Annotated in this window: 21 protein-coding genes and 1 pseudogene; 13 read left to right on the top strand and 9 right to left on the bottom strand. The window is 66.0% G+C overall.

What is annotated here, in order from left to right; all coding sequences use genetic code 11:
• Nucleotides 1–36: 36 nt before the first annotated feature.
• Nucleotides 37–2,220, bottom strand: coding sequence for a primosomal protein N' (locus tag QM741_RS07100; RefSeq protein ID WP_415207020.1), 2,184 nt, complete (start codon nt 2,218–2,220; stop codon nt 37–39).
• Between the two features lie 481 nt (nt 2,221–2,701).
• On the opposite strand from QM741_RS07100, the gene QM741_RS07095 reads away from it, so the two are divergent.
• The 4 genes from QM741_RS07095 (at nt 2,702) to QM741_RS07080 (ending at nt 6,099) form a co-directional block, all read left to right on the top strand.
• On the top strand, nt 2,702–3,253 hold the full coding sequence (locus tag QM741_RS07095; RefSeq protein ID WP_415207019.1) for an RNA polymerase sigma factor: 552 nt from the start codon (nt 2,702–2,704) through the stop codon (nt 3,251–3,253).
• Nucleotides 3,250–3,627 carry a hypothetical protein gene (locus QM741_RS07090; RefSeq protein WP_415207018.1) on the top strand — a complete coding sequence of 126 codons (378 nt, stop codon included), beginning with the start codon at nt 3,250–3,252 and terminating at the stop codon, nt 3,625–3,627. Before QM741_RS07095 ends, QM741_RS07090 begins: the two co-directional genes overlap by 4 nt.
• On the top strand, nt 3,624–4,337 hold the full coding sequence (locus QM741_RS07085) for a DUF3106 domain-containing protein (protein ID WP_415207017.1): 714 nt from the start codon (nt 3,624–3,626) through the stop codon (nt 4,335–4,337). The genes QM741_RS07090 and QM741_RS07085 overlap by 4 nt, the downstream gene beginning before the upstream one ends.
• Before the next feature lie 70 nt (nt 4,338–4,407).
• Nucleotides 4,408–6,099, top strand: a complete 1,692-nt coding sequence (locus tag QM741_RS07080; protein WP_415207016.1) for a hypothetical protein — start codon at nt 4,408–4,410, stop codon at nt 6,097–6,099.
• A gap of 68 nt (nt 6,100–6,167) precedes the next feature.
• On the opposite strand, the gene QM741_RS07075 is transcribed toward QM741_RS07080, so the two are convergent.
• Nucleotides 6,168–7,418, bottom strand: a complete 1,251-nt coding sequence (locus QM741_RS07075) for a DUF3667 domain-containing protein (RefSeq protein WP_415207015.1) — start codon at nt 7,416–7,418, stop codon at nt 6,168–6,170.
• A 110-nt stretch (nt 7,419–7,528) separates the two neighbouring features.
• Between QM741_RS07075 and QM741_RS07070 the strand changes: the two genes are divergently transcribed.
• Nucleotides 7,529–8,896 carry an MATE family efflux transporter gene (locus QM741_RS07070; RefSeq protein WP_415207014.1) on the top strand — a complete coding sequence of 456 codons (1,368 nt, stop codon included), beginning with the start codon at nt 7,529–7,531 and terminating at the stop codon, nt 8,894–8,896.
• Nucleotides 8,897–8,926: 30 nt separating this feature from the next.
• Here QM741_RS07070 and QM741_RS07065 read toward each other — a convergent pair whose 3' ends face one another.
• On the bottom strand, nt 8,927–9,622 hold the full coding sequence (locus QM741_RS07065; protein WP_415207013.1) for a hypothetical protein: 696 nt from the start codon (nt 9,620–9,622) through the stop codon (nt 8,927–8,929).
• 187 nt (nt 9,623–9,809) lie between these two features.
• Here QM741_RS07065 and QM741_RS07060 point away from each other — a divergent pair, with 187 nt between their 5' ends.
• The 3 genes and pseudogenes from QM741_RS07060 (at nt 9,810) to sppA (ending at nt 13,736) form a co-directional block, all read left to right on the top strand.
• Nucleotides 9,810–11,015 (top strand): IS256 family transposase, encoded by a 1,206-nt coding sequence (locus QM741_RS07060; RefSeq protein ID WP_415209089.1) that lies wholly within the window; start codon nt 9,810–9,812, stop codon nt 11,013–11,015.
• A gap of 38 nt (nt 11,016–11,053) precedes the next feature.
• Nucleotides 11,054–11,314, top strand: a pseudogene (locus tag QM741_RS07055) (transposase); the annotation flags it as partial.
• A gap of 574 nt (nt 11,315–11,888) precedes the next feature.
• Entirely contained in the window at nt 11,889–13,736 is a 1,848-nt protein-coding gene (gene sppA, locus QM741_RS07050; RefSeq protein WP_415207012.1) for a signal peptide peptidase SppA, read from the top strand.
• Nucleotides 13,737–13,874: 138 nt separating this feature from the next.
• Here sppA and QM741_RS07045 read toward each other — a convergent pair whose 3' ends face one another.
• Entirely contained in the window at nt 13,875–14,087 is a 213-nt protein-coding gene (locus QM741_RS07045) for a hypothetical protein (RefSeq protein WP_415207011.1), read from the bottom strand.
• A gap of 101 nt (nt 14,088–14,188) precedes the next feature.
• Here QM741_RS07045 and QM741_RS07040 point away from each other — a divergent pair, with 101 nt between their 5' ends.
• From QM741_RS07040 to QM741_RS07030, 3 genes are all read left to right on the top strand, one after another.
• A complete protein-coding gene (locus QM741_RS07040) occupies nt 14,189–14,971 on the top strand; it encodes an SDR family oxidoreductase (protein ID WP_415207010.1) in 783 nt (260 codons plus the stop codon).
• Nucleotides 14,972–14,974: 3 nt separating this feature from the next.
• Nucleotides 14,975–15,844 (top strand): AlkA N-terminal domain-containing protein, encoded by an 870-nt coding sequence (locus tag QM741_RS07035; RefSeq protein WP_415207009.1) that lies wholly within the window; start codon nt 14,975–14,977, stop codon nt 15,842–15,844.
• Nucleotides 15,845–15,937: 93 nt separating this feature from the next.
• On the top strand, nt 15,938–16,438 hold the full coding sequence (locus QM741_RS07030) for a DUF962 domain-containing protein (RefSeq protein WP_415207008.1): 501 nt from the start codon (nt 15,938–15,940) through the stop codon (nt 16,436–16,438).
• Nucleotides 16,439–16,553: 115 nt separating this feature from the next.
• Here QM741_RS07030 and QM741_RS07025 read toward each other — a convergent pair whose 3' ends face one another.
• The 3 genes from QM741_RS07025 to QM741_RS07015 form a co-directional block, all read right to left on the bottom strand.
• Nucleotides 16,554–17,897: an OmpP1/FadL family transporter gene (locus QM741_RS07025; protein ID WP_415207007.1), complete on the bottom strand. Its 1,344-nt coding sequence runs from the start codon at nt 17,895–17,897 to the stop codon at nt 16,554–16,556.
• A 27-nt stretch (nt 17,898–17,924) separates the two neighbouring features.
• Nucleotides 17,925–20,138 (bottom strand): hypothetical protein, encoded by a 2,214-nt coding sequence (locus QM741_RS07020; protein ID WP_415207006.1) that lies wholly within the window; start codon nt 20,136–20,138, stop codon nt 17,925–17,927.
• Nucleotides 20,139–20,369: 231 nt separating this feature from the next.
• A complete protein-coding gene (locus tag QM741_RS07015) occupies nt 20,370–21,230 on the bottom strand; it encodes an SDR family oxidoreductase (protein ID WP_415207005.1) in 861 nt (286 codons plus the stop codon).
• A gap of 106 nt (nt 21,231–21,336) precedes the next feature.
• On the opposite strand from QM741_RS07015, the gene QM741_RS07010 reads away from it, so the two are divergent.
• Nucleotides 21,337–22,767, top strand: a complete 1,431-nt coding sequence (locus QM741_RS07010) for a DNA polymerase Y family protein (protein WP_415207004.1) — start codon at nt 21,337–21,339, stop codon at nt 22,765–22,767.
• Entirely contained in the window at nt 22,764–23,129 is a 366-nt protein-coding gene (locus QM741_RS07005) for a hypothetical protein (protein ID WP_415207003.1), read from the top strand. The genes QM741_RS07010 and QM741_RS07005 overlap by 4 nt, the downstream gene beginning before the upstream one ends.
• 7 nt (nt 23,130–23,136) lie before the next feature.
• Here the strand turns inward: QM741_RS07005 and QM741_RS07000 are convergent, their stop codons facing one another.
• Both QM741_RS07000 and lpdA read right to left on the bottom strand, forming a co-directional pair.
• Nucleotides 23,137–23,742: a hypothetical protein gene (locus QM741_RS07000; protein ID WP_415207002.1), complete on the bottom strand. Its 606-nt coding sequence runs from the start codon at nt 23,740–23,742 to the stop codon at nt 23,137–23,139.
• 2 nt (nt 23,743–23,744) lie between these two features.
• Nucleotides 23,745–25,508: a dihydrolipoyl dehydrogenase gene (gene lpdA / locus QM741_RS06995; RefSeq protein ID WP_415207001.1), complete on the bottom strand. Its 1,764-nt coding sequence runs from the start codon at nt 25,506–25,508 to the stop codon at nt 23,745–23,747.
• Between the last annotated feature and the right edge of the window lie 131 nt (nt 25,509–25,639).

Below are 25,639 nucleotides of genomic sequence, written 5' to 3'. Positions count from 1 at the left end.
ATGCACGGCACGAAAGAACGTCGGAGCGTCCGGCTTTCAGTACAAATCGACCGGGTCCACGTCCAGCGACCAGCGCACGCGGCGCGCTTCGCGCGACGCCCGCACGCCCGCGATCCAGTCAGGGAAAAACGCATGCAGATGCGCGCGTTCGTCGGCGCTGAGCAACAGTTGTCCGCGCTGCAATCCGGCGCGGCGCGGCATCGGCGCGGGCATCGGGCCGAGCAGCGATATGCCCTGCGGCTGCCCAGCGAGTGCGGTCGCCGCCAGCAGGAATTCGTCGACCTCGGTCTGCTGCGGCGCGTCGGCGCGCAGCAGGGCGAGATGCGCGTACGGCGGCAGGCGCGCCTCGCGCCGCTCGCGCAGCAGGCGCCGCGCCGCTGGCGCATAGCCGTGCGCGAGCACGTCGCGCAGCAGCGGGTGATCGGGATGATGCGTTTGCAGCCAGACCTGCCCGGGCTTGCGCGCGCGGCCGGCGCGGCCGGCGACCTGCACGACGAGTTGCGCCAGCCGTTCCTCGGCGCGGAAATCGACGCTGAACAGGCCCTCGTCGACGCCGACGATGACGACCAGCGTGAGGTTCGGCAGATCGTGGCCCTTCGCCAGCATCTGCGTGCCGACGATCAGCGCGGCGCGCTCGGGCACGAGCGAATCGAGCAGCTCGTCGAACGCGTTCTTGCGCCGCGTCGTCTCGCGGTCGATGCGCACGAGCGGCACCCCGGGAAACAACTGCGCCAGCGATTCCTCGAGGCGCTCGGTGCCGAGCCCTTGCGGCGCGAGATGCCTGCTGCCGCATTGCGGACAGGCGGACGGCACGCGCTGCTCGGCACCGCAGTGGTGGCAGCGCAGCCGCGCCGCACCGCGGTGCCAGGTCAGCGGCTTGTCGCAGCGCGCGCAGGCCGCGTGCCAGCCGCACTCGCGGCAGGTCAGCACCGGCGCGTAACCGCGGCGGTTGCGGAACACGAGCGCCTGTTCGCCGCGGCCGAGGCAGGCGCGCAGCGCGAAGATCGTCTCGTCGGCGAGGCCGTGCTGCAGCGGCTTGCCGCGCAGATCGACGAGGCGGTACTGCGGCAGGCGCGCGGCGCCCGGGCGCGCGGAAAGATGCAATTTTCGATAGCGGCCGGCCGCGACATTGGCCAGCGTTTCCAGCGACGGCGTCGCCGTGCCGAGCACGACCGGCACCTCGAGCGCGCGTCCGCGCACGAGGGCGAAGTCGCGCGCCGAGTAGCGCCAACCCTCCTGTTGTTTGTACGAGGCGTCGTGCTCTTCATCGACGACGATCAAGCCCGCGCGGGTCAGCGGCGCGAACACGGCCGAACGCGTGCCGATGACGACGTCGACCTCGCCGCGCGCGCACGCCAGCCAGGCGCGCGCGCGCGCGCCCTCGCTCAAACCCGAATGCATCACTTCCACGCGCGCGGCGAGGCGTTCGCGGAAGCGGCGTACGGTCTGCGGCGCGAGCCCGATCTCGGGCACGAGCACGAGCGCTTGCCGCCCCTGCGCGAGCGCCTGCTCGATCAGGGCGAGATAGACCTCGGTCTTGCCGCTGCCGGTGATGCCTTCGAGCAGGGTCGGCGCGAAACGGCCGAACTGCGCGGCGATGTCGGCAACGGCCGCGGCCTGTTCCGCGCTCAGCGGTGGCCCCGCGATGGGGATGCGCGGCAGTGCGCGCAGCGCCAGTTGCGTCGTTTCGACAAGTCCGCGCCGACGCAGGTTTGCCGCCGCGCTGCGCCAGCCGGGCAGACGTTCGTCGAGTTCGGCGAAGGCGAGCGGCCCGGCAGCCAGCAGATCGAACAACGTCGCCGCGCGCGAACCGGCGCGCGGAAGATTTTCTGCCGCGGAACGTTCGACGCGTCGCAGCGCGCGCGTGCCCGGCGCGGCTGAAATCGGCTTGACCGTGCGCAGCCCGGCCGGCAACGCCGTTTCGAACACTTCGCCGAGCGGATGCTGGTAATAGCGCGCGGCCCAAGCCAGCGTCGCCGACAGTTCCGCCGGAACCGGCGGCGTCTCCTCGAGCACGCGCAGCGCGCGCTTGAGCTTGCGCGTATCGACCGCGCTGCCCTCGGCGTGGCCGACGACGATGCCGACGCGCGTCCTGCCGGCGAACGGCACGGCGAGGCGCGCGCCGGGCGCGATCGCGGCGGCATCGATTCCAGCCGGCGGCAGATAGTCGAAGTCCTGCGCCAGCGGCACCGCGATCGCTACCTGCAACACGGCCGGCATGCCGCCCTCCCGCGCGCGTGGGAACACCGTTTTCTGCCAGCTTTCATCGGTTGCGAGAAGGTCGTGACGGAAGCCTGAACTTTTACCGCCAAGTCACCGCCCGGATTGAGCTTTTTCGCTTATCCACAGCGCATGTGGATAAGTCTGTGGAAGAGGGGGTGAACCAAGCCGTGCAAGGCGCATGGTAGCGCGCCCGCGCTCGCCTTGGCCAATCTTTAACCAATTTGAAATATTTCATTGCAATCAAAGAGTTGTTCATGTTTTTCGACTGTCATCGAGCGCCCGGACTATGCCGGCCCGGCCGCTGCCGCCACCGGCTTGTGCTTGTGTACAGACAGGCGCTGCGCAGGCATGAAACCTGCCTCGCGGTCAACCATCCGCGCGCCGGAACGTTGTTTCCTGCGCACCACGACATCCGGCCCGGATCATGACCCAAATCGCTGGCACAATGGCAGGCCCCCATCCGGAATCCGTCCGACGCGTGGACGCGGCCAGTACGAACCAGCGCGCACTCGACACGTTCCTGCGCGGCGTCGAGCGACGTGCGCTGCGCATGGCGGAACTGGCCAGCGGCAATCGCGACGACGCGCTCGACCTCGTGCAGGACGCGATGTGCGCGTTCGTGAGGAACTACGCCGCCAAGCCGCAGGCCGAATGGGCACCGCTGTTCCACCGCGTGCTCGACAGCCGTCTCAACGATTTCCATCGCCGCCGCACGGTGCGCAGCCGCTGGCTCGCGGTGTTCGACCGCAAGTCCGGCGACGACGACGCGCCCGATCCGGTCGAACAGGCGCAGGATCTGCAGGACCCGGGTCCGCTGATGCGCCTCGCCGGCAGCGAAGCCGGCAAGGCGCTGGACGTGGCGCTGAAAGCGCTACCATTGCGCCAGCGCCAGGCATTCCTGCTGCGCATGTGGGAAGGTTTCGACGTGGCGACGACCGCGCAGGTCATGCAGTGCAGCGAAGGCAGCGTGAAAACGCATACCTCGCGCGCACTCGTCGCGTTGCGGCGCATGCTGGAGGATCATCGATGAAAGACAAGCATCGCCAGACCGACCGGCCCATCTGGGTCGAACAGGCCGGCGCGCTGCTCGACGAATCGGCGCGCGACCTAGACGCGGCCACGCTCTCGCGCCTCAACCGTGCGCGGCAGGCGGCGCTCGACGGCCGCCGCCCGCGCGCCGCGCATCCGTGGCTGCTGCCGACCGGCCTCGCCAGCGCCTGCGCGCTGCTGCTCGCCGTCGCGGCGTGGCAACCGCATCGCCATGCGCAAACGGCCGGCCCCGCGATGATTCCCGCCGCGACGACCGTCGCCGACACCGATGCCGACGACGCCTCGCCCGAGTTCTATCAGAACCTCGATTTCTACGCCTGGCTCGACGCGCAGGATGCGGACGACGGCGGATGAACGCGATTCGCCCGCTGATCTTCGCCGCCGCCGCCGCGGCGCTGCTGGCGAGCGCCCGACTCCCGGCCGCGCAGCAAGCGCCGGCCGTGCCGGAGGCCGAGGCGGAAACCCCCCTGCCCTGGATCGGCTTGAGCGAGCCACAGCGCGATGTGCTCGCTCCCGTGCGTGAAATCTGGGACGAACTCGCACCCGACGTACAGCAGCATCTGGCCGGGACCGCGCAGCGCTGGCCGAAGCTGACCCAAGCGCAGCGCGAGCAGTTCGGCCGGCGCGTGCAGAAATGGGCCAGCCTGACGCCCGCGCAGCGCACCAAGCTGCAGGAACGCTATCGGCAATTCCGCCAGTTGCCGCCCGAGCAGCAGGCGCGCATGCTCCACGCGTTCAAGCGCTTCGACGCGTTGCCCGAAGCCGAGCGCGCGCAGTTGCGCGAGCGCTTCGAACGCATGAGCCCAGCCGAGCGCAGCGCCTTCCTCGCCGGCGCCGGCGTGGCCGGGCACGTCGGCATCATGCGCGAGGTAATGCAGAGCGTGCCGGCAACCGAACGCCGCGCGACGCGCGGGATGTTCGACGATTTCACGCCCGAACAGCGCCAGGCGTTCGCCAAGGCATGGCGCGCCCTGCCCGAGGACCGGCGCGACGGCTATCGCCGCCAGATGCTGGCGATGTCGCCGGAGCAGCGCAGCCAGGCGTTGCAAACCGGCCAGCCCTGATCGGCGCGCGTTTCACACGCGCCGCATGATGCGGCTATAGTCGCGCGTCGTCCACGAACCCCCGTTGCGCATGCACGGCGTTGCTTCGGCTCCCACTTCCGCGTTCACCCTGCCGCGGCGCTGGCGCATCGCCGGCCTGCTCACCGCGCTCGCGCTCGGTGCGTGGTGCTACGCGCCCGCGCTGCACGCCTTTTTCGCGCAGGACGATTTCGCCTTCCTCGCCTTCGTGCGCCTGCTGCACGAACCGTGGCTGCTGTTCGTGCACAACCATTTTCCCGACTACGCTTATTTCCGCCCGCTCGGCGTGCTGCTGTGGTGGTTCGTCGCCGCGGCCGCGGCCGATGCGGCGTGGCCGCAGTACGCGCTCAACCTTGCCCTGCACCTGGGTTGCGTCGCGGCCTTGTATACTTTGCTGCAACGCCTGCATCGCGATGCACCGCTGAACGCGGCATGGGCCGCTCTGTACGCCGTGCATCCGCTCGCAGTCGGCACGGCGCTGTGGTTGTCCGACCGCTTCGACCTGCTCGCCATGCTGTTCTCGCTGCTCGCGCTCAACGCCGCCCTGGCGTACGTCGAGCGGCCGCGCACGGCCACGCTGCTCGGCCTGCTCGGCGCCTTGCTGCTGGCGTTCCTCGGCAAGGAACTCGGCATCGTCGGCGCGATTGCGGCATTCGCGGCGATCGCGCTGGCGCCGCGCGCACAGCCCGAGGCGAAGCGGCGCGCGACCGCCCTCGGCGCAATCGTCGCATTGACGCTGGCCTGGCTCGCGTACCGGCACGCGATGCTGAGCGTGCCGGTCGGCGACGGTTCCGTGCGCTTGCCGGCGCTGGCCGCGTTCGCGACCGGATCGCGCAACTGGCTGCGTGCCGGCGCCGTCTATCTGTTTGCCGACCCGCGCGCGCCACGCTGGACCATCGTCTGCGTGGCATCCGCCACGGTGCTGTGGATCGTCGCCGCGCTGCAGGCGCGCCGCGCCGCGCCGGATTCGCGTCCGCGCCTGCACGTGGCGGCGGCGCTGCTCGTGCTGGCCCTGCTGCCGGGCCTGGTGCAGGCGCCGGTCGCCGCCAAACATCTCGCCGCCGGCATCGGCGCGGACGGGTTCTTCTTCAACCTGATCGTGCCCTCGCGGTTTTTCCATCTCACCCTCTCCGGGCTGGTCTGTCTGCTCGCGGCGATCACGGCGGCGCCGCGCGCGCGTTCGGCGAGCGCGCTGGGGCTCTGCGCGCTCGGCATCGCGCTGGCCGTGGCCGCGCTCGCACCGCTGTCGCAGCGCATCGCACGCGATTATGCGGACGGCACGAACCGGCAAGCTGCAGCGTTCGCCAGCGCCGAGGCGGCGTTGGACCGCGCCGCCCTACCCGCGCACGCCTGCCAAGTATACTTTTTACATACTGCGTCGCTGTGGGGCTTCGCCGGCTACAGCGATGCGATCGCCAAAGGCCTCGCCACCGATCCCGAGCGCCTGGCCCACTGCCTCGTCAGCACCGAGCAGCCGGCCTGGACCTACTTCGTGCGCCGCGCGAGCGTACAGACCGACGACGCGCGCCCGCTGCATCCGCTCGCGATCGCCGGCACGCCGTTCCCGACGCTGACGATCGGCAACGTGCAGGCGCTGTACTTCACGATGGGCGAGGACATGCGCACGGCGCTGCCGGGCGACGCGATTTTCCTCGATTACCGCGACGGCGCCTTCGTCGACGTCAGTGCCGCGGTGCGCAGCGGCGAACTCAAACCCGATTTCCAGATCACAAAACAAAATTGAAAGATGTTATTGAGAAGTGCGGCCAAGGATGGCCGCTTCGTGATTCTGGCGATCACGGATGATCGCAGCTATACGGTCGCGAGGCTGACGAGAAACGCGGCCACGGCACAGAACGCGATCAGCACCGTGTAGCAGGTGCCGATCAGCCCGTACTTCAACGTCGTCATGACCCAGCCCTGTTTGTATACTTTTTTCTGCATGAGGAACAGGTAGATCGGCAGCCACCAGCCCATCAGGAACAACGCGAGATTCAACGGCGGCACGAGCCAGGCGGCCGACTTTTGCGCCTGGATTTTCGCCATGCCGGCAAGCACGAGCAGGAACAGCGACTGGAAGATGAAGGCGTGGCTGTGCAGCGCGACGATGAAGTGTTCCATGTACAGCCGCCGCTTGAAGATGTAGAAAATCTTCAGCAGCAGCGCGAACAGCGGCATCAGCACGAACAGCACCTGCGGCAGCACGCTGATCGCGCCGATGAAAAGCGGCTTGGGGTCCTTGCCGAGCTTGCCCATGTTCTCGCGCGCGCGCACAAGCATCTGGTTCAACTTGTCGTCGAGGAACTTCGGGCCGCCCAGATGCACGGGATTCGCCTGCGGATTCCAGCTCTTGCCGGCGATCTGGAGATTGAGGTCGTCGCTGTCCGGATCGGGCGGCACGGGCGCGCCCTTGGCCTTCGCCTCCTCGGCCTTTTTCAGATATTCGATGCGCTTGTCGGCTTTCTTCTGGATCTGTTTCGTCGCCTTGTCGATGCCCTTGTCGGCGGCAGCCGGCGTGGCCGAGGCCGCCTTCTGCAATGCGGCCAGCGCCGCGTCGCGCTGCTTGGCGACATCTTCCACGGTGGTCGCCTTGCCGATCGCATCGACCGCGTCTTCCTGCGCGCCATTGCCGAAATTGGCGTCGTCGATCGCAAACTGCATCAGGAAAAACGCGAGGATGCTGAAGAAGAAATACAGCCGGAACGGCGTGACGTAGCGCACGCGCCGGCCCTCGAAGTATTCGTTCGTGAGATATCCCGGTCGGAAATACAGCGGCACGATCGTGCGGAAGATGCGCGAGTCGATGTTGAGGATGGTGTCGGCGACGTCGGCGAGGATGCTCGACAGGTGCCGCACCATGCCCTTGACCGGCTGACCGCAGACGTAGCAGTGCGGACCGAGCAACGACGTGCCGCAGTTCGCGCAGAGCGCCTGCGCGGGTGCGGCGTCGATGCCTTCGGACTCTGCCGCGAATTCCGCGTCACAAGGCGCGCCGGCGGGCGGCATCAGCGGCACGGGCGGCAGCGGAACGGGCGGTGTTTCGTCAGCGGCGGGCGTGTTCATCGTGCGCAATGCTAGCGCGGAATGCCGGTGCGCGTTGAGGGAACGCATCGCACAGCGCCATCGTCGTCGCTTCGGCTACACTGCATCGCCGTTTTTCGCAAACTCCCCGCATGCCCCCCTCTTCCGCCGCCGACGCCGCACCGGCATCGTTCGGGCGCGAGCTGCGCGACACGCTCGTGCTCGCCCTGCCACTGATCGCCGGCCAGCTTTCGGCGATCGGCATGAACGTGGTCGACACGATGCTCGCCGGCCACTACGACGCGCACACGCTGGCCGCGGTCGCGGTCGGCGCGGGCGTGTGGACGCTCGCCATCGTCAGCGGCATTGGCGTGATGATGTCGGTGCCGCCGAGCGTGGCCCAGCTCGCCGGCGCCGGGCGCCGCGCCGAGATCGGGCCGCTGTTCCGCCAGGCACTGTGGCTGGCGCTGCTGCTCGGCCTCGGCCTGCTGCTGTTCGTGCGGTTCGTCGGGCCGCAGCTGCTCGGCGGCTTCGGCGTCGATCCGGGCATCGTCGAAGACACGACGAAGTTCCTGCATGCGGTCGCCTGGGGTGCGCCGGCGCTGACCGTGTATTTCGCGATGCGCGGTTTGTCCGAAGGTCTGTCACTGACGCGGCCGACGATGTACTTCGGCCTGCTCGGCCTTTTCGTACTCGCGCCGATCGGCTACACGCTGATGTACGGCAAGCTCGGCTTCGCTCCGCACGGAGCGCAAGGTTCGGGCGCGGCGACGGCGCTCGTGCTCTGGATCGAAGTCGGCGCGTTCGCGCTGTATCTGCACCGCCGCCGCAACTATCGCGACATCGCGCCGTTCGCGCGTTTCGAGGCGCCGCGCTGGCGCGAGATCGGCGCGCTGCTGCGCCTGGGCGTGCCGATGGGCGTGGCCCTGCTGATGGAAGCGGGCCTGTTCGTCTGCACGGCGCTGCTGATCGCCTCGCTCGGCGCGGTCACGGTGGCCAGCCATCAGGTCGCGATCAACGTCGCTTCGGTCACGTTCATGGTGCCTCTGGGCCTCGCGATGGCGACGACCGTGCGCGTCGGCAACGCGGTCGGCCGCGGCGACGCGCGCGGCGTGCGCGCGGCGGGACTGGCCGGAATGGCGCTGTCGCTGGGCACGCAGTTCGTCGCCTCGACCGCGATGGCGGTATTCCCGCGGGCGATCGCGCATCTCTACACGGACGACGCCGCTGTGGCCGCACTCGCCGCACGGTTGCTGGTGCTCGCCGCGGTGTTCCAGTTCTCCGACGGCATCCAAGTCACTGCGGGCGGTGCGCTGCGCGGGCTCAAGGACACGACGATGCCGATGATCATCACCGGCCTCGCCTACTGGGCGATCGGCATGCCGGTCGGTTACTGGCTTGCCTTCCGCTGCGGCTACGGCGCGCGAGGCATGTGGATGGGGCTCGTCGCCGGCCTGACTGCGGCCGCGGTGTTGCTGACCCTGCGCTTTCTGCGCGCGAGCCGGGCGCGCCTAGCTTGACTTGACCTTATTAAAGCATTTTTGATTTCATCATTCTTGCCTGCGGGCCACTCCTTCTGAAGACTTAGACAGCGGTGGCACGTTATATTTCGCCCTATCTGCGTCGGTGGTGCCGGGATCCACCGGCCTCAAAACCTTCCGACCGTTCTGTAAAGTAAACTGAGTTCCATATTTTTGTGGTTGCCCTAGACCCAACAGATATCGATCCAGGCTCGCCGCATATAGCCACTTTGCCGGCTCACTGCCAAGGCGGACAGCCAATTCAGCGAGTCGATTTGCATCTTTGATTAATTCATTACACTGTGCGTGCTGCAATATGTAGGCAGCGAAATATAGTTCTTCTGGGCTGCGAATCCTTTCCTTCGCCAGCAATCCCAAGATAACATATTCCCTGTCTTGATCATTCTTCTGGACCTTTTGAATTATATCTTCCTGCCCATTCGCGCCGAGGAAGTCATAATTCTGCTTCTCTCCTAAGTCAAAACCATCGCCTCCTTTGTTGCTTTTGAAGTTCGTCTCTAACGATATGAAATTTTCAAGGGCTTTTCGATCCATTTGATCGGCTTCATACAGGCTCCGGATTTCACCCAAAGCCCCGATGGATACGGAAGAAGTGGGGAGAATAAAATTATTGATACGTGCATCGCACTTCAAATCGGCACCATCCACTTTAGCAAAAAGAATTAATGTAAAAAATATATATGAAACGAAAATTTTTGTCGTCATATTTATCACACAATTTTTTCATTTGTATATCTGTGGTCAATAAGATGGCATCAGAATGTTTAACTGTAAAAAACGGAGGATTTCTCCTCCGTAAACTCAAACTGTTGAGTCTGTAATCTGAACTGTGTAACTGCTTCTTGAGCGAGAATGCGGCGAAGCCGCGAGGAGCAGAGAGATGACGATGAAGCTGGATGAAGCGATGCTGGACGGACTGACGGCGGATTGCAAGACGCCGCAGGACGTGGCGGCGCTGTACGCGCAGATGCTGCAACGGGTGATCAATCGGAGCTTGTCGGCGGAGTTGGACGCGCACGTGGGCTACGCGCGGCACGACAAGGCGCCGAGCGGCAGGCGGACGAACAGCCGCAACGGCAGCACGAGCAAGACGGTCAAAGGGACGTTCGGCGAAGTGCGCATACAGACGCCGCGCGACCGTGAGGCGAGGTTCGAGCCGCAGCTGGTGAAGAAGCGGCAGACGCGGCTGGGGGATTTCGAGGACAAGATACTGGCGCTGTACGCGCGCGGCATGAGCACGCGCGACATCGAGGGCGCGGTCAAGGATTTGTACGATGTGGAGATCTCGCACGACATGATCGCGCAGGTCACCGACGGTGTGCTGGAGGAAGTACGCGCCTGGCAGGCGCGTCCGCTGGAAGCGATCTATCCGGTGCTGTGGCTGGATGGCTTGGTGCTGAAGGTGCGAGCGGGCAAGCAGGTCGTGAACAAGTCCGCGCACATCGTGCTGGGGCTGAACCTGCGTGGCGAGAAAGAAGTGCTGGGCGTGTGGCTGGCCGAGAACGAGGGCGCGAAGTTCTGGTCGGGCGTGTTGAGCGAGATGAAGACGCGCGGCGTCAAGGACATCTATGTGGCGTGCATGGACGGGTTGAGCGGCTTGCCCGAAGCGGTCACGGCGCATTTTCCGCAGACCCTGACGCAGCAGTGCATCGTGCATCTGGTGCGCGCCTCGATGCGCTACGTGGCGGCCAAGGACATGAAGCCGGTGGCGAATGCGCTCAAGCGCATCTACACCTCGGCGAGCATCGAGGACGCAGCGCACGAGTTGGATGCGTTCGAAGCCGACTGGGGCGGCAAGTACCGCGCCGCCGTGCGCGTGTGGCGCAACGCGTGGGCGAACGTGGTGCCATTCTTCCAATTTCCGCCGGAGATTCGCAAGATTACCTATACCACCAACGCGATCGAATCGATGAACATGACGATGCGCAAGTACACGCGCAACCGCCGCATTTTCCCGAACGACGAGTCGGCGCTGAAGTCGCTGTACCTGGCGATCCGCGAAGCGAGTAAACGCTGGCGTGCGGTGCATCACTGCAAGCCGGCCTTGCAGGTGTTCCAGATCCTGTTCGGCGAAGAGCGCGTGCCCGTCAACGTATGATCCATAACCGCAGTCACACAGTTAAATTGACAGACCCTCATGCGCACACGGTGCTGGTGACCGGGGGCAGGCGCGAGGCGACCGAAGTGGCCGGTGCGCGTTGGGCCAACATGGTGCTCGGAAACGTCAAGCGCGCGATCAGCGGACGCTACCATGCGATCCAGCAGAACAAATACGCGCGCCGATACCTGGCCGAGATGTTGCCACGGCTGCTGCACGTGATGACCCTGTGCAAGCCTTGTCCAGCACCGCGATTGCGCGCGGTCAGCAATTTTTTGATGGCTGAGGGTCATGGATAATCAGGAAGATCAATGCTTACGCGACCGCCTAAGCGTAGCGCGGTATAAATCTCCGGCATGAAGGAAAAAATGTATCGTCATGTAGGAAATTTCCTACACATTTCAATTCATGCGTTCACCTTATGAGAAACAACAACGTTTCTTTAACGAACGCCTGCCCTACGTGCGGGGTTGAGAAGCTGATTAGCGCCATTGCTCAGCCCGTCGCAATGGATGAGACCCACCGGGCACAGACTGCTCCCATCGCCATGGGAGATGGAGACAGCCATGTCCATGAATCGCATCCAGTTTCAGAAGGGAATTCCCCAACCAACGGATGCAGTGCAAGCTGCTGCGACACTTGAGTTGGGTTGCCGGGCTGCGCGACGAACTCGATTATCGACATGCCTGACTGGAATTGGATCGGACTCATGACCGTTGAACGAACAAATGCAGTTGCGCTGCTGCTGACCCTGCGCTTTCTGCGCGCGAGCCGCGCGCGCGAGGCGTGACTTAAGGCGGTATGCCGGCGCACGCCGGTTCGGTTAATCTGCGCAACGGATCACTTTCGACATTTTCGAGGAAGACTCAAGTCATGGCGGAGAAAAGCCGCGGCGTATTCGTCACCTTGTTCGTCTGGGCCTGGGGCCTGTTCAATTTCGTGCGTCGGCTCGTGTTCGGCGTGATCGCGCTCGTCCTGCTGCTCGGCGTTCTCCTCGCGTGGCGTGCCGGCGGCGGCACGATCACGCTGCAGGAGCGCACCGCGCTGGTGCTCGACCCGAAAGGCAGCATCGTCGAACAGTACAGCTCCGATCCCGCGCAACGTGCGTTCGCCGCCGTGGCGGGGGAAAAGAACAAGGAAGTGCAGCTGCGCGACATCATCCGCGCGATCGATGCTGCCGCGAGCGACAAGCGCATCGAGCGCCTCGTCATCGAGCCCGACGAAATCGCTTCCGCCGGCATGTCCACGCTGCACGAGATCGGTTCCGCGATCGAGCGCTTCAAGGCCGCAGGAAAGGAAGTCGTCGCCGTGTCGAATTCGATGAGCCAGGGCCAGTATTTGCTCGCCGCGCATGCGAACCAGGTGCTGCTGCACCCCGACGGCGACCTGATGCTCGAAGGCCTCGGCCGCTACCGCACCTACTACAAGGACGCGCTCGACTGGCTCGGCGTCGACGTGCACCTGTTCCGCGTCGGCGAGTACAAGTCCTACGCCGAGCCGTACATCCGCAACGATGCCTCGCCCGAGTCCAAGGAGGCCGACCTGTACTGGATGAACGGCGTGTGGAACGACTACCTCAAGGAAATCGGCGCGGCGCGCAGGCTCGACCCGAAAGCCCTCACCGCGCAGATCGAGAACTATCCGACCTCGATCAAGGCCGCCAACGGCGATCTCGCCCGGCTCGCGCTCGACGGCCACCTCGTCGACAAGCTCGCCACCCGCGACGAGGCCGAGGCGCTGCTGATCGAGAAAGGCATCAAGGAGGAAAACAGCTACCGCAAGATCGACTTCGAGGACTACGTCGCGCTGCTGCAGCACGAAACCCCGATCGACACGCGCCCGCAGGTCGGCGTCGTCGTCGCGCAGGGCGAAATCCTCGACGGCGACCAGGCCGCCGGCACCGTCGGCGGCGAATCGACCGCCAAGCTCGTGCGCCAGGCGCGCGAGAGCAAGAACGTCAAGGCCGTCGTGCTGCGCGTCGATTCGCCCGGCGGCAGCGCGTTCGCCTCCGAGCTGATCCGCCGCGAGATCGAACTGACCCGCGCCGCCGGTAAGCCGGTCATCGTCTCGATGGGCGACGTCGCCGCCTCGGGCGGCTACTGGATCTCGATGAACGGCGACCAGATCTTCGCTGAACCGACCACGATCACCGGCTCGATCGGCATCTTCGGCCTGTTCATGGACTTCCCGAAGACGCTGGCAAAGATCAACGTGCATACCGACGGCATCGGCACGACCTGGCTCGCGGGCGCGCTCGACCCGCGCCGCGCGCTCGATCCGAAGGTCGGCGAGATCATCCAGAGCATCATCGACAAGGGCTACCAGAATTTCATCACCAAGGTGGCCGCGGCGCGCAAGAAGAAGCCCGAGGAAATCGATGCGATCGCACGCGGGCGCGTGTGGAGCGGCGCGCAGGCGAAGGAACGCGGCCTCGTCGACCAGCTCGGCGGTCTGCGCGAGGCGACCCTCGCCGCCGCGCAGGCGGCCAAGCTCGGCGAGAACTACCAGGTGCGCTACGTGGAGAAGCCGCTGTCGACGTGGGAACGATTCGTCGTCGGCCTGTCGAACGACGCCTCGACGAGTTTCGCGCAGAGCCTCGTCCCCGAATCGCTGCGTACGCTGCTCGCCCGGCCCGATGTGCAGGGCCCGCTCAAACTGCTGCGCTCGCTCGACGCGAACAGGGTCGGCGTGTTCGCCTACTGTTTCTGCGAGATCAAATGATCGTGGGGCGCGACTTCGTGCCCCCGTTTTTGATTCCGCCGACCGCGTCCCTTCGTCTTTCCGCGCGCGAGTTTCTTTCTCTTCAGCGGCGAAGAAAACGTAACCCGCCGAGGCGGATCAAAGACGCCACAGGCAATATCAACCGCCCGCGTCTTCCAGCTTCTTGTCCATGTCCTTCTTCTGCTGGTCGACCGTGTCCTGAACGGCCTTCGCCTTGTCGAGCGCCTTGAGCTGGGCGTCGATCACCGTCTTCTGCCTTTCGGCCGGCTGTGTCTGCGCCGTGGATGCGGGCGGCGGCGTGTCGCGCGAGCAAGAAACGCAGAGCACAGCGAGGGTGAGAATCGATAACATGGCGAAGCGCATGGCGAACTCCGGGAGCTGTCGCTAAAGTTTGCGCCGTAGCGCCCTGCGTGTACAGGCAAGGCAATCACGCTCTGCCGGAGGAGACAGCCATGACGACGAATGCGGCGCGCTGGCGCCTGGACGGACAGATCGCGCTGATCACAGGTGCGAGTCGCGGCATCGGCCTTGCCACCGCGCGCGAACTCGCCCTGCTCGGCGCCGACGTGCTCATGGTCGCGCGCGACGAGACGCATCTCGAATCGGTGCGCGCGGAACTGGCCGAGGAATTCCCGAACAACGACTTCGTCTGCTTCGCCGCCGACGTCGCCGATGCGGAGCAGCGGCTCGAAGTGTTCGACTGGCTTGCCGACCTCGAACTGCCGCTGTCGATCCTCGTCAACAACGCCGGCGGCAACGCGAGCAAGCCGACGCTCGACTACACGGAAGACGAGGTGCGCGGCCTGATCGAGACGAACGTGATGAGCGCGTTCGAGATGAGCCGCCTCGCGCACGCGCAGCTTGCCGAGCACGGCAACGCAGCGATCGTCAATGTCAGTTCGGTGTCCGGACTGACCCACGTGCGCACCGGCTCGCCCTACGGCATGACCAAGGCCGCGCTCGCGCAGTTGACGAAAAACCTCGCCTGCGAATGGGCCGAGGACGGCATCCGCGTCAATGCCGTGGCGCCATGGTACATCCGCACCCAGCGCACCGCAGTCAAGCTCGCCGACGAGGACTATCTCGACGAAGTGCTCGAACGCACGCCGATGGGCCGCGTCGGCGAACCCGAGGAAGTCGCCGCCGCGATCGCGTTCCTGTGCCTGCCCGCGGCTTCGTACATCACCGGCGAGTGCATCGCGGTCGACGGCGGTTTCCTGCGTTACGGGTTCTGAGGCGTGAGCGAAACGATCCGCCTCGAATACCGGCCGCCCCACGACTTCGCCGACCTGCTCGGCTTCTTCGCCAAGCGCGCGATCGCGGGCGTCGAGCGCGTCGACGCCGACAGCTATCGGCGCGTCTTCACGCTGGACGGCAAGGTCGGCGAATTCGTCGTCACGCACGCAACGCGCGGACATGCGCTCGAGCTGCGCATCGATTTCGCCGACACGGCGCGCTTCCCCGACATCGCCGCGCGCGTGCGGCGCATGTTCGACCTCGACGTCGACATCGCCGCGGTCAATGCGCATCTCGGCCGGCGCCGGCATCTGCAAGCCTGCGTCGCGCGCCATCCGGGCCAGCGCCTGCCCGGCGGCTGGGACGGTTTCGAGATCGCGATCCGCGCCGTGCTCGGCCAGCAGGTCACGGTCGCCGCGGCACGCACGCTGACCGAGCGCGTCGTGCGCAGGTTCGGCCGTGAAGTCGAGACGATGCAAAGTGGAAAGGTATATTTGTTCCCAACACCCGAAACGCTCGCCGGAGCGGACCTCGGCGGCCTCGGCATCACCGGCGCGCGCATCGCCACGCTGCACGCGATCGCCGCGGCGGTGCGTGACGGCCGCGCCGATTTCCGCGCCGATCGCCCGCTAGCCGAGTTCGTGCGCCTGTGGACCGCGCTGCCCGGCATCGGCGAATGGACGGCGCATTATCTCGCCATGCGCGCCGCCGCGTATGCCGACGCGTTTCCGGCCGGCGACGTCGTCCTGCGCAAGGCCGTCGCGCGCGGCGACGAGCCGGTGCCGGCGCGCACGCTCGAAGCCATGTCGCAGGCGTGGCGCCCGTACCGCGCCTACGCGGTGCTGCACCTGTGGCGTTCGACGATGGCATGACCGCGCGGGCCGTCCCGGCGTGCTGCGTCGGCCCTTGCGCCTCGAGCCGCGCGCGCTATGCTGGTGCGGCGAAACGTGCCTGCGAGGACCGTCATGAACGAAGCCGCTTTCCACGCCGCCGGCGATGCGCGCCGCGAGGTCGACCGCTGGCTCGGCAATTACAGCGAAGACCATCGCCACCCGACCAACATCACGATCCACTGGATCTGCGTGCCGGCGATCCTGTGGACCGTGATCGCGTTGCTCTGGGTCGTGCCGGTGCCAGTAATGGTGGGCCGCGCCGGGCTATGGGCCGCCGCGGCGATGGTGCTCGCGTTCGCGTTCTACCTGCGCCTGTCGCGGCCGCTCGCGTTCGCGATGCTCGCGGTGTTCGTCGCGTTCGGGCTCGTCAGCGAAGCGCTGTACCGCACGCTCGGGCCGTCGCGGCTGATGTGGCTGGCGATCGCCGTGTTCGTCATCGCCTGGATCGGCCAATTCGTCGGCCACAAGATCGAGGGGCGAAAACCGTCGTTCCTCACCGATCTGGCGTATCTCTTGATCGGGCCGGCGTGGATCGCCGCGAAGCTGATGCGACGTCTCGGCATAGGTTACTGATGCGATCATCCCTGATCGCGAGAATCAAAAAGCAGGCATCTTGCCTGCACTTCCCGATTCGAAGCCGGCGAATCGCCGGCTTTCCCGTTTTCACGCGTCCACGCGCCCGTGGTGCTCAGAACGTGTACTGGCCGCCGACCGAGAGGACGTTGCCAGTCACTTTGAACGCGCCGGTCAACGTGCTCTCGAACAGCGAGGTGTCGTTGACCTTGGCATCGTTGACGAACAGGTGGACGAACGCGGCGTCGATGCGCAGATTGTCGCTGAACTGGTAGCCGGCGCCGATCGAAACCCACAGGCGCGAGTTGTCGGGCACTTTCGGATCGCGCGTGGCGTCGCTCGTCGGCGTCTGGTCGTAGGCGAGGCCGCCGCGCAGGGTCCAACGATCGTCGAGCTTGTAGTCGGCGCCGATCGAAGTGAACCACGTGTCCTTGTAGCTGAAATCCTGGTACGTGGTCGGCTGCACGGGGTTGTCGTAGACGATGGTCAGGCCCTTGAAACTCGACCAGTTCGTGTAGGCGACGTTGATGCCGGCGCTGAAACGGTCGTTGAAGGTGTGCCACCAGCCGAGGCTGGCGTACCACGGCGTGTTGATGTCGGCGTGGCCGCCCGTAGCGACGAACGCGCCGCCGAGATACGGCAGCAGGTTCGAGGGGATGAGGAACGTGCCCTGGCCCTTGATGTCGTGATCGACGTTCGAGCGGTAGTTGAAGCCGATGCGGTCGTCCGGCGTCGGCTTCCACAGCACGCCGAAGCCGGCGCCGTAGCTCAGGTTGTGTCCCTTCAGGCCGCCCTGGCCGTCGCACTGCTGAGCGGGGAAATTCGTTTCGCCGCAGAGCACGCCGTACTGCGCGAGCACGGTGCCGAGGTCGATGTCCTGGACGAGCGTGGCCGAAGTGCGCTGCGCGAAGACGCTCATGCCGACGGAGAGTTCGTCGGACAGCTTCAGCGAGGCGGCGAAGGTCAGCGCGGGCGACTGCAGCTTGGTCTTCACGCCCTGGTAGCGGCCGACCCAGCGATCGTCGTATTCGGTCTGGAAACCGAACGGTGCGGACAGGCCGATGCCGAGCACGAGACGTTCGGTGACCGGATGGATGAAGTACGCCGACGGCACCGGAATCGTGTCGCCGCCATCGCCGCCGTTGCCGCCGGTCAACGGCTGGCCGAACGCGTCCTCGCCGCCGCCGTAGAACTTGGCGCTGAAGTTGATCGCGGAGACGATGCCAGCAAGGCAATCGGTCTTGAAGTCGCTCATCGCAGCCGGGTTGTTGACCACGGCCGAGCAGTCGCCCGGCGCGGCGGGTCCGCCGGCCTGTGCGCGGCCGAGGCCTTGCGCGGAGTTCTCGGTGAGCTGGAACGCACTGGCGTAGGCGCCCTGGCTGACCACCGCCGCGGCGATCGCGAAGATCAGCGCAGTCAGGGCCGGAACGATTCGCGGGTGCTGTTTGATTTTGATCATGGCGAGATGTCCTGAAGGGTTCCGGGTTTATTGCTTGACGACCGCGCTGTTGGTGATCTGCACCGCCGCGCCGTTGGTGGCGAAGAAGCTCACCGCCTCGGTCTGCATTTCGACCGTGGCCTGCGGCGACGGCGTCGGGTCGAGCACCGAGCCGTGCGTGCCGCTGACGAACTGCACCGAATTGTGGATGCCCGTGGCCGACTGCGTGGTCGAACTGATCTGCGCGAGGCCGAGCAGCGAGACGATCGGCAGGCCGCCCGACAGCGGCGAGCCGGTGACCGTGTTCGGGATGACCTGATCGGGCAGCCAGTTGCCGCTCGCATCGTAGTAACTCGCGGCAGTCGCATCGCCCGCCAGCGGCGCGCTGCCGCCGACCACGACCTGCGCGAGCAGGTTTTTCGCCGCGAGCACGGCGCCGGTGCCGGCGTCGCCGGCATAGTTGATCGGATCGCCCGAGTCGATCACGCTTTGCGTGGCGACCGTGAAGGTGTTGAAGGCCGCCGTGCCGGGCTCGATGCCCGCGGCGGCAAGGCCGCCGAGGATGACCGGGCCGAACGTCGGCGAGCCGACGAGCAGATTGGTGATGCCGCCGCCCGGCACGTTGAGCACGGCGTTCTGCACGGCCGTGTTCGGCGTCGCGGCCAGCGACATGAACGTCGTGCCCTCGATGCTGCCGAGCGACTGCCCCATGAAGCCGACGCGCGCGGGATCGAACAGCGCCGTGCCGTCGAGGCCGGCGACGTAGGGAATCGCGCTGCGCAGTTCGAGCAGGTCGGAGACGCCCTGGCGCAGGTTGTCGCGCGAGGTGCGCAGGCTGCTCAGGTTGATGAAATACGAACCGGACGAGGCGACCGTGCCCGTGTAGACGGTGCCGGTGCTCGTGTCGATCTGCGGCAGGTCGAACGTGCGCTCGCCGGTGACGAGGCCGGCCGCGGGCGTGCCTGCGAGTAATTGGTTGCCGTGGAACGGGCTGCTCGGATCGAGGCCGTGCAGCGGCAAATCCATCGCAATCACGGCAAAGCCCTGACTGGCCAATGCACCGACAACCGCAAGCATATCCGTGCGATTGCGCGTGATCCCGTGCTGGAAAATCACGACCGGCCAGCCTGCGGCGGGCTTGGTCTTGCCCGAGTTCGCGTTCGGCACGCTCATGATGACCGGCACGGTCTGGTTCGAGGTCGCCACCGGCAAGGGGTTGGCCGCGGTGACGTTGGTCGAGGCGGAATCCAGGCCCAGTGCCGCGCAGGAAGCCACCTCGCCGCACGCCGGCGCGGTCCAGTAGTTGGTCAACGGCGCGACCGGATTGCTCGCGCTCGGCGCGGAGAGGTAATACGGCACGGTCAACGCGCCGACGTAGATGTCGGCGATCGGGGGCTGGCCCGGAATCAGGTCGGCCAGCGTCTTGCCGGTTGGCACGACGGCGATGTTCTGGTCCGGCGCCGCGTCGACGAGGCCGGCGATGTTCTGCATCGTCACCGTCGTCGCTTGTGTCGTCGCGGTCCACGACAGCACGATGCTCGACGCATCGACGCCGGCGGTCTTCGCCGCCGCTTCCTGCAGGTTGGTCAACTGGCGCAGCGGCTCGAGCGCGCAGGCGTTCGCGTCGCTGAGCGCACGCAGCGTGGATTTGCCGCTGGCGCACAACGGACTCGTGCTCTTGGCGAAGGCGTAGATCAGCGAGGTGCGCACCGGCGCGCCGCTCGCGTCGGTGATGCCGCTGGTCAGCACGGCCATGTACGAGGTCAGTTGCTTGAGCGGCTTGGTCGGCACGATCGCGAGCGTCGCGCCGGTGGTCGCGTTCGATGCGAGCGCGGCGACGTATTCCGCCGGCGAGGCCAACTCGCGCACGACGCCGAGCACGGCGCCCGTGGACGAATCGGTCTGCACTTCGAACAGGTGGACGCTGCTGCCGCCGACGACACTGCTCGCGGTCAGCGCGCCGCCGAAACCCGTGCTCCACGGCGCAGTCGTGCTGAAGCCGTCGAGCGAGTTGAGCGCGTCGTACACCGCGGCCTGCGCGGCGGATGTGCCGGACGCGACCGGGATGTTGAGGGTGAGGTCCGTGGAACCCTGGCGCAACAGGTCGGTCGGAAACGGCACCGTGCCCGCGGTCGGGTCGAAACTCGCGACCGTGCGCAACGGCACCGGCGCGGTGTAGTCGTAGGCGTGCGCGCCGCGGCCGACGAGCGCCGTCAACAACAGGGCCGGCAGGATCAGGGAGCTGAGCTTCAGTCTGCGCATGGTGTTCTCCTCCGCGCGAAGCGGCATGCTGGTAGGTAAAGGGAATTCAAACGCTTGTTTCGAGAATTATGCCGGCAACTCGCCGACCGGGCTCGCTGCATCGCAACACCACAAGTGTCGGCGCACAGGCGCAAGCGCGGCTGCGGTTCCGCTTGCGGAACGGGCTCGGGTCGGATCGGTGCGACATCTCCCCTTCGTTTGCCGCGATCTTGTGCCGCGCCGGTTCCGCAGTCAACCGGGAATCGACGAATTCGCGGAACCGAGCACATCCGCGGCGCAGAATGCGCGCGGCGCGTAACCGAAATCGCGCACCGCGGCGGCATTGTCGGCGACCAGCGGCGAGTCGAGCCGCGCGAGCGCACCGGCACCGACGCGGAAAAGCCCAGCGCCGGCGCGCACGAGCGCCAGCGGCACCGGCAACGCCAGCGCGATGCGCGGGGGGCCGGCGGCGATGCGCGCGAGCATCGCATCGAAGCGCAAGCGCTCGCCGCCGCCGAGTTCGTATACTTTTCCAAATGTGGATTCGTTGCCGATCGCGGCAAGGCAGGCCGCGGCGAGATCGGCCGCATGCACGGGCTGGCGCAATCCGCTCGCGCCGCGCGGCACCGGCAACACGCGCCAGCGCCGGGCGAAGCGCGCAATCGGGGCGAGGCTGCGGTCGCGGCCACTGCCGTAGATCAGGGTCGGACGGAAAATCGTGCAATCGGCGCCGCGCTCATGCGCGGACCGCATCAGCAACGCCTCGGCGCCGCGCAGGCGTTCACTCAGCTCGCGCTCGGCCGCGTCGACCGAATCGCGCTTGCTCTGCGCGCTCATCGAACCGAGCGCGATCACGCGCCGCGCGGGCGCCGTGCGCGCATGCCACGCCGCGAACGCGTCGAGCGGACCCAGACTCAACACGACGTCGACCGGCGGCAACGGCGGAACTTCGCCGAACAGATCGCCGCGTAACCATTCGACGCTCGTCGCTCCACGCCCCCGCGCCGATGCCGCCCTGCTTACCGCCAGAATGTGGCCGCCACGTGCGGCGAGCCGCGGCAACAGGAACTCGCCGACCGCGCCGCTCGCGCCGAAAACCAGATAGGACGACAAGCCTGTCTCCGCGATTGAGATGGGCGTAGTCTAGCGTCGTCGCGGTCGTCGGCAGTCGCCGAAGCCGCACGCGGTCGTCCTCGACCGCATTTCCCGATGAAGCGTCATGACCCTGCGCAGCCTGTTCGTCGATTTCAATTCCTATTTCGCCTCGGTCGAGCAGCAGGCGGACGCGGCGCTGCGCGGCCGCCCGGTCGGCGTCGTGCCGGTCATGGCGGAAACCACCTGTTGCATCGCCGCGAGCGCCGAGGCCAAGAAACACGGCGTGAAGACCGGCACGCTCGTGCGCGAGGCGCGCAAACTGTGCCCGCAGATCGCGCTCGTGCCGGCGCAGCCCTCGCTCTACATCGGCTATCACAACAAACTCATCGCCGCGATCGGGGATTGCATCCCGATCAGCGGCAAACCGCCGTCCATCGACGAAGTCGCCTGCGAGCTGATCGGCCGCGAGCGCGAACGCGGCAATGCGGTGAAGATCGCGCGGCAGATCAAGGCCGCGGTGTGCGACGTCGGCGACTGGCTGCGCTGCTCGATCGGCATCGCGCCGAACCATTTTCTCGCCAAGACCGCCTCCGACATGGACAAGGAGGACGGCCTCGTCGTGCTCGGTCCGTCCGACCTGCCGCACGCCCTGTACCGCTTCGATCTGAACGATCTCTGCGGCATCGGCGCGAACATGGGCGAACGCCTGCGAGCATGCGGCATCGACAGCGTCGAGCGGCTGTGCGCGGCGGACAAGCCGACGCTGCGCGAGATCTGGGGCGGCATCGAAGGCGAACGTTTCCACGATGCGCTGCGCGGCGTCTGGCAGCCGCACCGCGACCCGCAGCGCGCGAGCATCGGCCACTCGCACGTGCTCGGCCCCGAACTGCGCAGTGCCGCCGGTGCGCGCGCCGTGCTCGTCAAGCTGCTCGCGAAGGCGGCAATGCGTCTGCGCCACGAAGGCTACGTCGCCGCGGCGCTGAGCGTGCGCATCAAGCACGTCGGCGCCGACGCGTGGGCGGCGGATGTCCGTTTCGAGGCGACCGACGACAGCCGCGGCTTCCTGCGCCAGCTCGAGTCCGCCCTCGCCCGGCGCGACCGCCATACGCACCGCCTGCCGCTGCGCGGCGACAAGCCGGCGCCGCTCGCCGTCGGCGTCACCCTGCATCGCCTGCAGCGGCGCGCGGAAAGCAACGGCTCGCTGTTCACCGACGAGAAACGCACGCGCGCGCTCAACGGCGTGATCGACCGGATCAACTACAAGTTCGGCAACAACACGCTCTACTTCGGCGCGATGCAGGCCGCGCTCGGCGCGGCGCCGATGCGCATCCCGTTCCAGCATGTTCCGGACGTCGCGCTCGAACGCGATGCCGAACACGACGAACTGTGGCTGCAGCGCAAGCGCCAGTTCAACCGTCTCGCCGAGGCGGAACACAAGAAGCAGGAGGCGCGGTACCCGCGCTCACGGGATTCGCGCAACGCAAATTTCGCAAGCCGCGATATCGCCTGCGCTATGCTGCACGCCATCGAAGGCAACGGCGCGGAGTCGACATGATCGCTCGCATCTGGCGCGGAATCACGCTCAAGGAAAAAGCCGACGACTACCTCGCCTATCTCGACCGCACCGGCCTCGCCGACTACGCGAAGACGCCCGGCAACCGCGGCGTCACCGTGCTGCGCCGCATCCAGGGCGAGCACTGCGAGTTCATGCTGGTCTCGCTATGGGATTCGATCGGCGCCGTGCACGAATTCGCCGGCGAGAATCCCGAGAAGGCCGTCTACTATCCCGAAGACGAACAGTATCTGCTGCAGATGGAGCCGCTGGTGCGGCACTACGAAGTGGCGCGGGAGATTCTGCCGGGCGAGACGTCGCGTTCTACTGACGAAGAAGAAGCGGCAAATAAAAAGTTCAAATAGCTCAGCGCTACTTTTTGTTACCCGAGCCACCAAGGCACCCTTTGTCGCCAGCTTTGCTTCCTTTCAGCGCCTCCTTCACAACGTCAGGAACAAACCAAAGAGTGGAAGAATCTTCCATTCGCAGATCCGCCGACGGCGGGCGCGAGATTTTTGCTTTCGTCTTGTAGTGATCGCGGACCGACTGCGTAAACGCCGTCAATGCTTGGCGTTGTTCGCTTTGCCATGACGTATTGTTCCAACCGTAGTGCGGACCGAAAAAACCAGAGCAATAGTTTATGTATCCGTGAGGATCAACTAGAACCATGTAATCGAAACCGACAATCAATGGCACACCGCAATCACCACCGCCATACCCCGCAGCCAGCTCAGAGACGAGCTTGGGATCGCCTTTCAGCGCCTCAATTACGGTGAATTTCGCTCGTTGTGCCGCGTAGTCTTCAAATTTGGATGAGTTCTCCGGCGGTTCGCGATATCGAATGCTCGTGATATGCGCAATGAAAACAATCGGCGCACTGTCGAATGCTTCTTCGATCGAGTCCGTAGGGCATGAGCACGCCTGCACTCGCATGATCGGCGCAATAACAAGCAAGGCAATAGCAAATGCCTTGCGCACGACTATTTCTTCTTCGGAATGTACAAGTCGGTGATCGTGCCTTCGTACACCTCCGCCGCCATGCCGATCGATTCGCCGAGCGTCGGGTGCGGATGCACGGTGAGGCCGATGTCGGCGGCTTCGCAGCCCATCTCGATCGCAAGGCCGAGCTCGCAGATCAGGTCGCCCGCGTTCACGCCGACGATGCCGGCACCGATGATCTTGTGCGTGGCTTCGTCGAAGATCAGCTTGGTGAAGCCTTCGGTGCGCGCGATGCCGATCGCGCGGCCCGAGGCCGCCCACGGGAACTTGCCGACGCCGACCTTGATGCCCCTGGCCTTCGCCTCGGTCTCGGTGACGCCGACCCAGGCCACTTCGGGATCGGTGTAGGCCACGCTCGGGATTACGCGCGCGACGAACTCGCTCTTCTGCCCCGCGCAGACTTCGGCGGCGACCTTGCCTTCGTGCGTCGCCTTGTGCGCGAGCATCGGCTGGCCGACGAGGTCGCCGATTGCGAAGATGTGCGGCACATTGGTGCGCATCTGCTTGTCAACTGGAATGAAGCCGCGGTCAGTCACGGCGACGCCGGCCTTGTCGGCATCGATCTTCTTGCCGTTCGGCGAACGGCCGATCGCGACGAGCACGCGGTCGTAGATCTGCGGTTCGGGCGCCTTCTCACCCTCGAACGTCGCCTTCAAGCCTTCCTTGGTCGCCTCGATCTTCGCAACCTTCACCTTGAGATGGATGCCGGCGTAGCGCTTCGACAGGCGCGCCGCGAGCGGCTTGACCAAGTCGGGGTCGGCGCCGGGCATCAGTTGGTCCATCAGCTCGACCACGGTCACCTGCGCGCCGAGCGCGTCGTAGACACAGGCCATTTCGAGGCCGATGATGCCGCCGCCGACGACGAGCAGTTTCTTCGGCACGTCCTGCAGTAGCAGCGCGTCGGTCGAATCCATCATGCGCGGATCGTCCCACGGGAAGCCCGGCAGCTTCACCGCCTGCGAACCGGCGGCGATGATGCATTTCTCGAAATGCACGAGCTTCTTGCCGTCCTTGCCTTCGACCTCGATCTCGTTCGGCGACACGAACTTGCCCGTGCCCTGCACGACCGTGACCTTGCGCTGCTTGGCCATGCCGGCGAGGCCGCCGGTCAATTGCGCGACGACCTTGTTCTTGAAGCCGCGCAGCTTGTCGATGTCGATCTTAGGCGCACCGAAGTCGATGCCGATCTCGCCCGCATGGCTCGCTTCGTCGATCACCTTGGCCGCGTGCAGCAGCGCCTTCGACGGAATGCAGCCGACGTTGAGGCAGACGCCACCGAGCGTCGCGTAGCGCTCGATCAGCACCGTGTTCATGCCGAGATCGGCGCTGCGGAACGCCGCGGTATAGCCGCCCGGACCCGAACCGAGCACGACAACCTGGCATTCGACGTCGGCCTTGCGGCCTGAGGCGCCGGCGGCTTTCGGTGCTGGTGCAGCGGCAGGAGCGGCGGCCGCAGGTGCCGGGGCGGGCGCGGCTTTCGGCGCTTCCGCCTTCGCCGGCGCGGCGCCCGCGCCGTCGATAATCGCGACGACACTGCCCTCGGAGATTTCGTCGCCGAGCTTGACCTTGATTTCCTTGACCACGCCGGCGACCGACGAGGGCACCTCCATCGTCGCCTTGTCCGATTCGAGCGTAACGAGGCCCTGGTCCTTCGTCACCGTGTCGCCGACCTTGACGAGGATTTCGATGACGGGAACGTTGCTGTAGTCGCCGATATCGGGGACTTTGACTTCGGTGGTGGCCATGGTGCGATTCCTGGAAACGGGTACGGCGAAGAATTCTTTCTGCTCGTCATTCCCGCGAAAGCGGGAATCCAGTGCCTTTCGCTCTTTTTACCGACTGCAAAAAGCAAAGTCGCCGGATTCCCGCCAAGAGC

Origin of the sequence: Rudaea sp., assembly GCF_047601565.1 — a bacterium.
In the GTDB taxonomy this organism is placed as follows: domain Bacteria; phylum Pseudomonadota; class Gammaproteobacteria; order Xanthomonadales; family Rhodanobacteraceae; genus Rudaea.
The sequence above is the reverse complement of the archived record's forward strand: the minus strand, read 5'-3'. Positions and strand labels throughout refer to the sequence as shown.

Bases quoted from the DNA above. Each gene is read 5' to 3' on its own strand.
- sppA (WP_415207012.1), top strand. From the start codon at position 11,889: ATGGCGGAGAAAAGCCGCGGCGTATTCGTCACCTTGTTCGTCTGGGCC.
- QM741_RS07040 (WP_415207010.1), top strand. From the start codon at position 14,189: ATGACGACGAATGCGGCGCGCTGGCGCCTGGACGGACAGATCGCGCTG.
- QM741_RS07090 (WP_415207018.1), top strand. From the start codon at position 3,250: ATGAAAGACAAGCATCGCCAGACCGACCGGCCCATCTGGGTCGAACAG.
- QM741_RS07020 (WP_415207006.1), bottom strand. From the start codon at position 20,138: ATGCGCAGACTGAAGCTCAGCTCCCTGATCCTGCCGGCCCTGTTGTTG.
- QM741_RS07080 (WP_415207016.1), top strand. From the start codon at position 4,408: ATGCACGGCGTTGCTTCGGCTCCCACTTCCGCGTTCACCCTGCCGCGG.
- QM741_RS07045 (WP_415207011.1), bottom strand. From the start codon at position 14,087: ATGTTATCGATTCTCACCCTCGCTGTGCTCTGCGTTTCTTGCTCGCGC.
- QM741_RS07085 (WP_415207017.1), top strand. From the start codon at position 3,624: ATGAACGCGATTCGCCCGCTGATCTTCGCCGCCGCCGCCGCGGCGCTG.
- QM741_RS07065 (WP_415207013.1), bottom strand. From the start codon at position 9,622: ATGACGACAAAAATTTTCGTTTCATATATATTTTTTACATTAATTCTT.
- QM741_RS07010 (WP_415207004.1), top strand. From the start codon at position 21,337: ATGACCCTGCGCAGCCTGTTCGTCGATTTCAATTCCTATTTCGCCTCG.
- QM741_RS07030 (WP_415207008.1), top strand. From the start codon at position 15,938: ATGAACGAAGCCGCTTTCCACGCCGCCGGCGATGCGCGCCGCGAGGTC.
- lpdA (WP_415207001.1), bottom strand. From the start codon at position 25,508: ATGGCCACCACCGAAGTCAAAGTCCCCGATATCGGCGACTACAGCAAC.
- QM741_RS07070 (WP_415207014.1), top strand. From the start codon at position 7,529: ATGCCCCCCTCTTCCGCCGCCGACGCCGCACCGGCATCGTTCGGGCGC.
- QM741_RS07100 (WP_415207020.1), bottom strand. From the start codon at position 2,220: ATGCCGGCCGTGTTGCAGGTAGCGATCGCGGTGCCGCTGGCGCAGGAC.
- QM741_RS07025 (WP_415207007.1), bottom strand. From the start codon at position 17,897: ATGATCAAAATCAAACAGCACCCGCGAATCGTTCCGGCCCTGACTGCG.
- QM741_RS07005 (WP_415207003.1), top strand. From the start codon at position 22,764: ATGATCGCTCGCATCTGGCGCGGAATCACGCTCAAGGAAAAAGCCGAC.
- QM741_RS07075 (WP_415207015.1), bottom strand. From the start codon at position 7,418: ATGAACACGCCCGCCGCTGACGAAACACCGCCCGTTCCGCTGCCGCCC.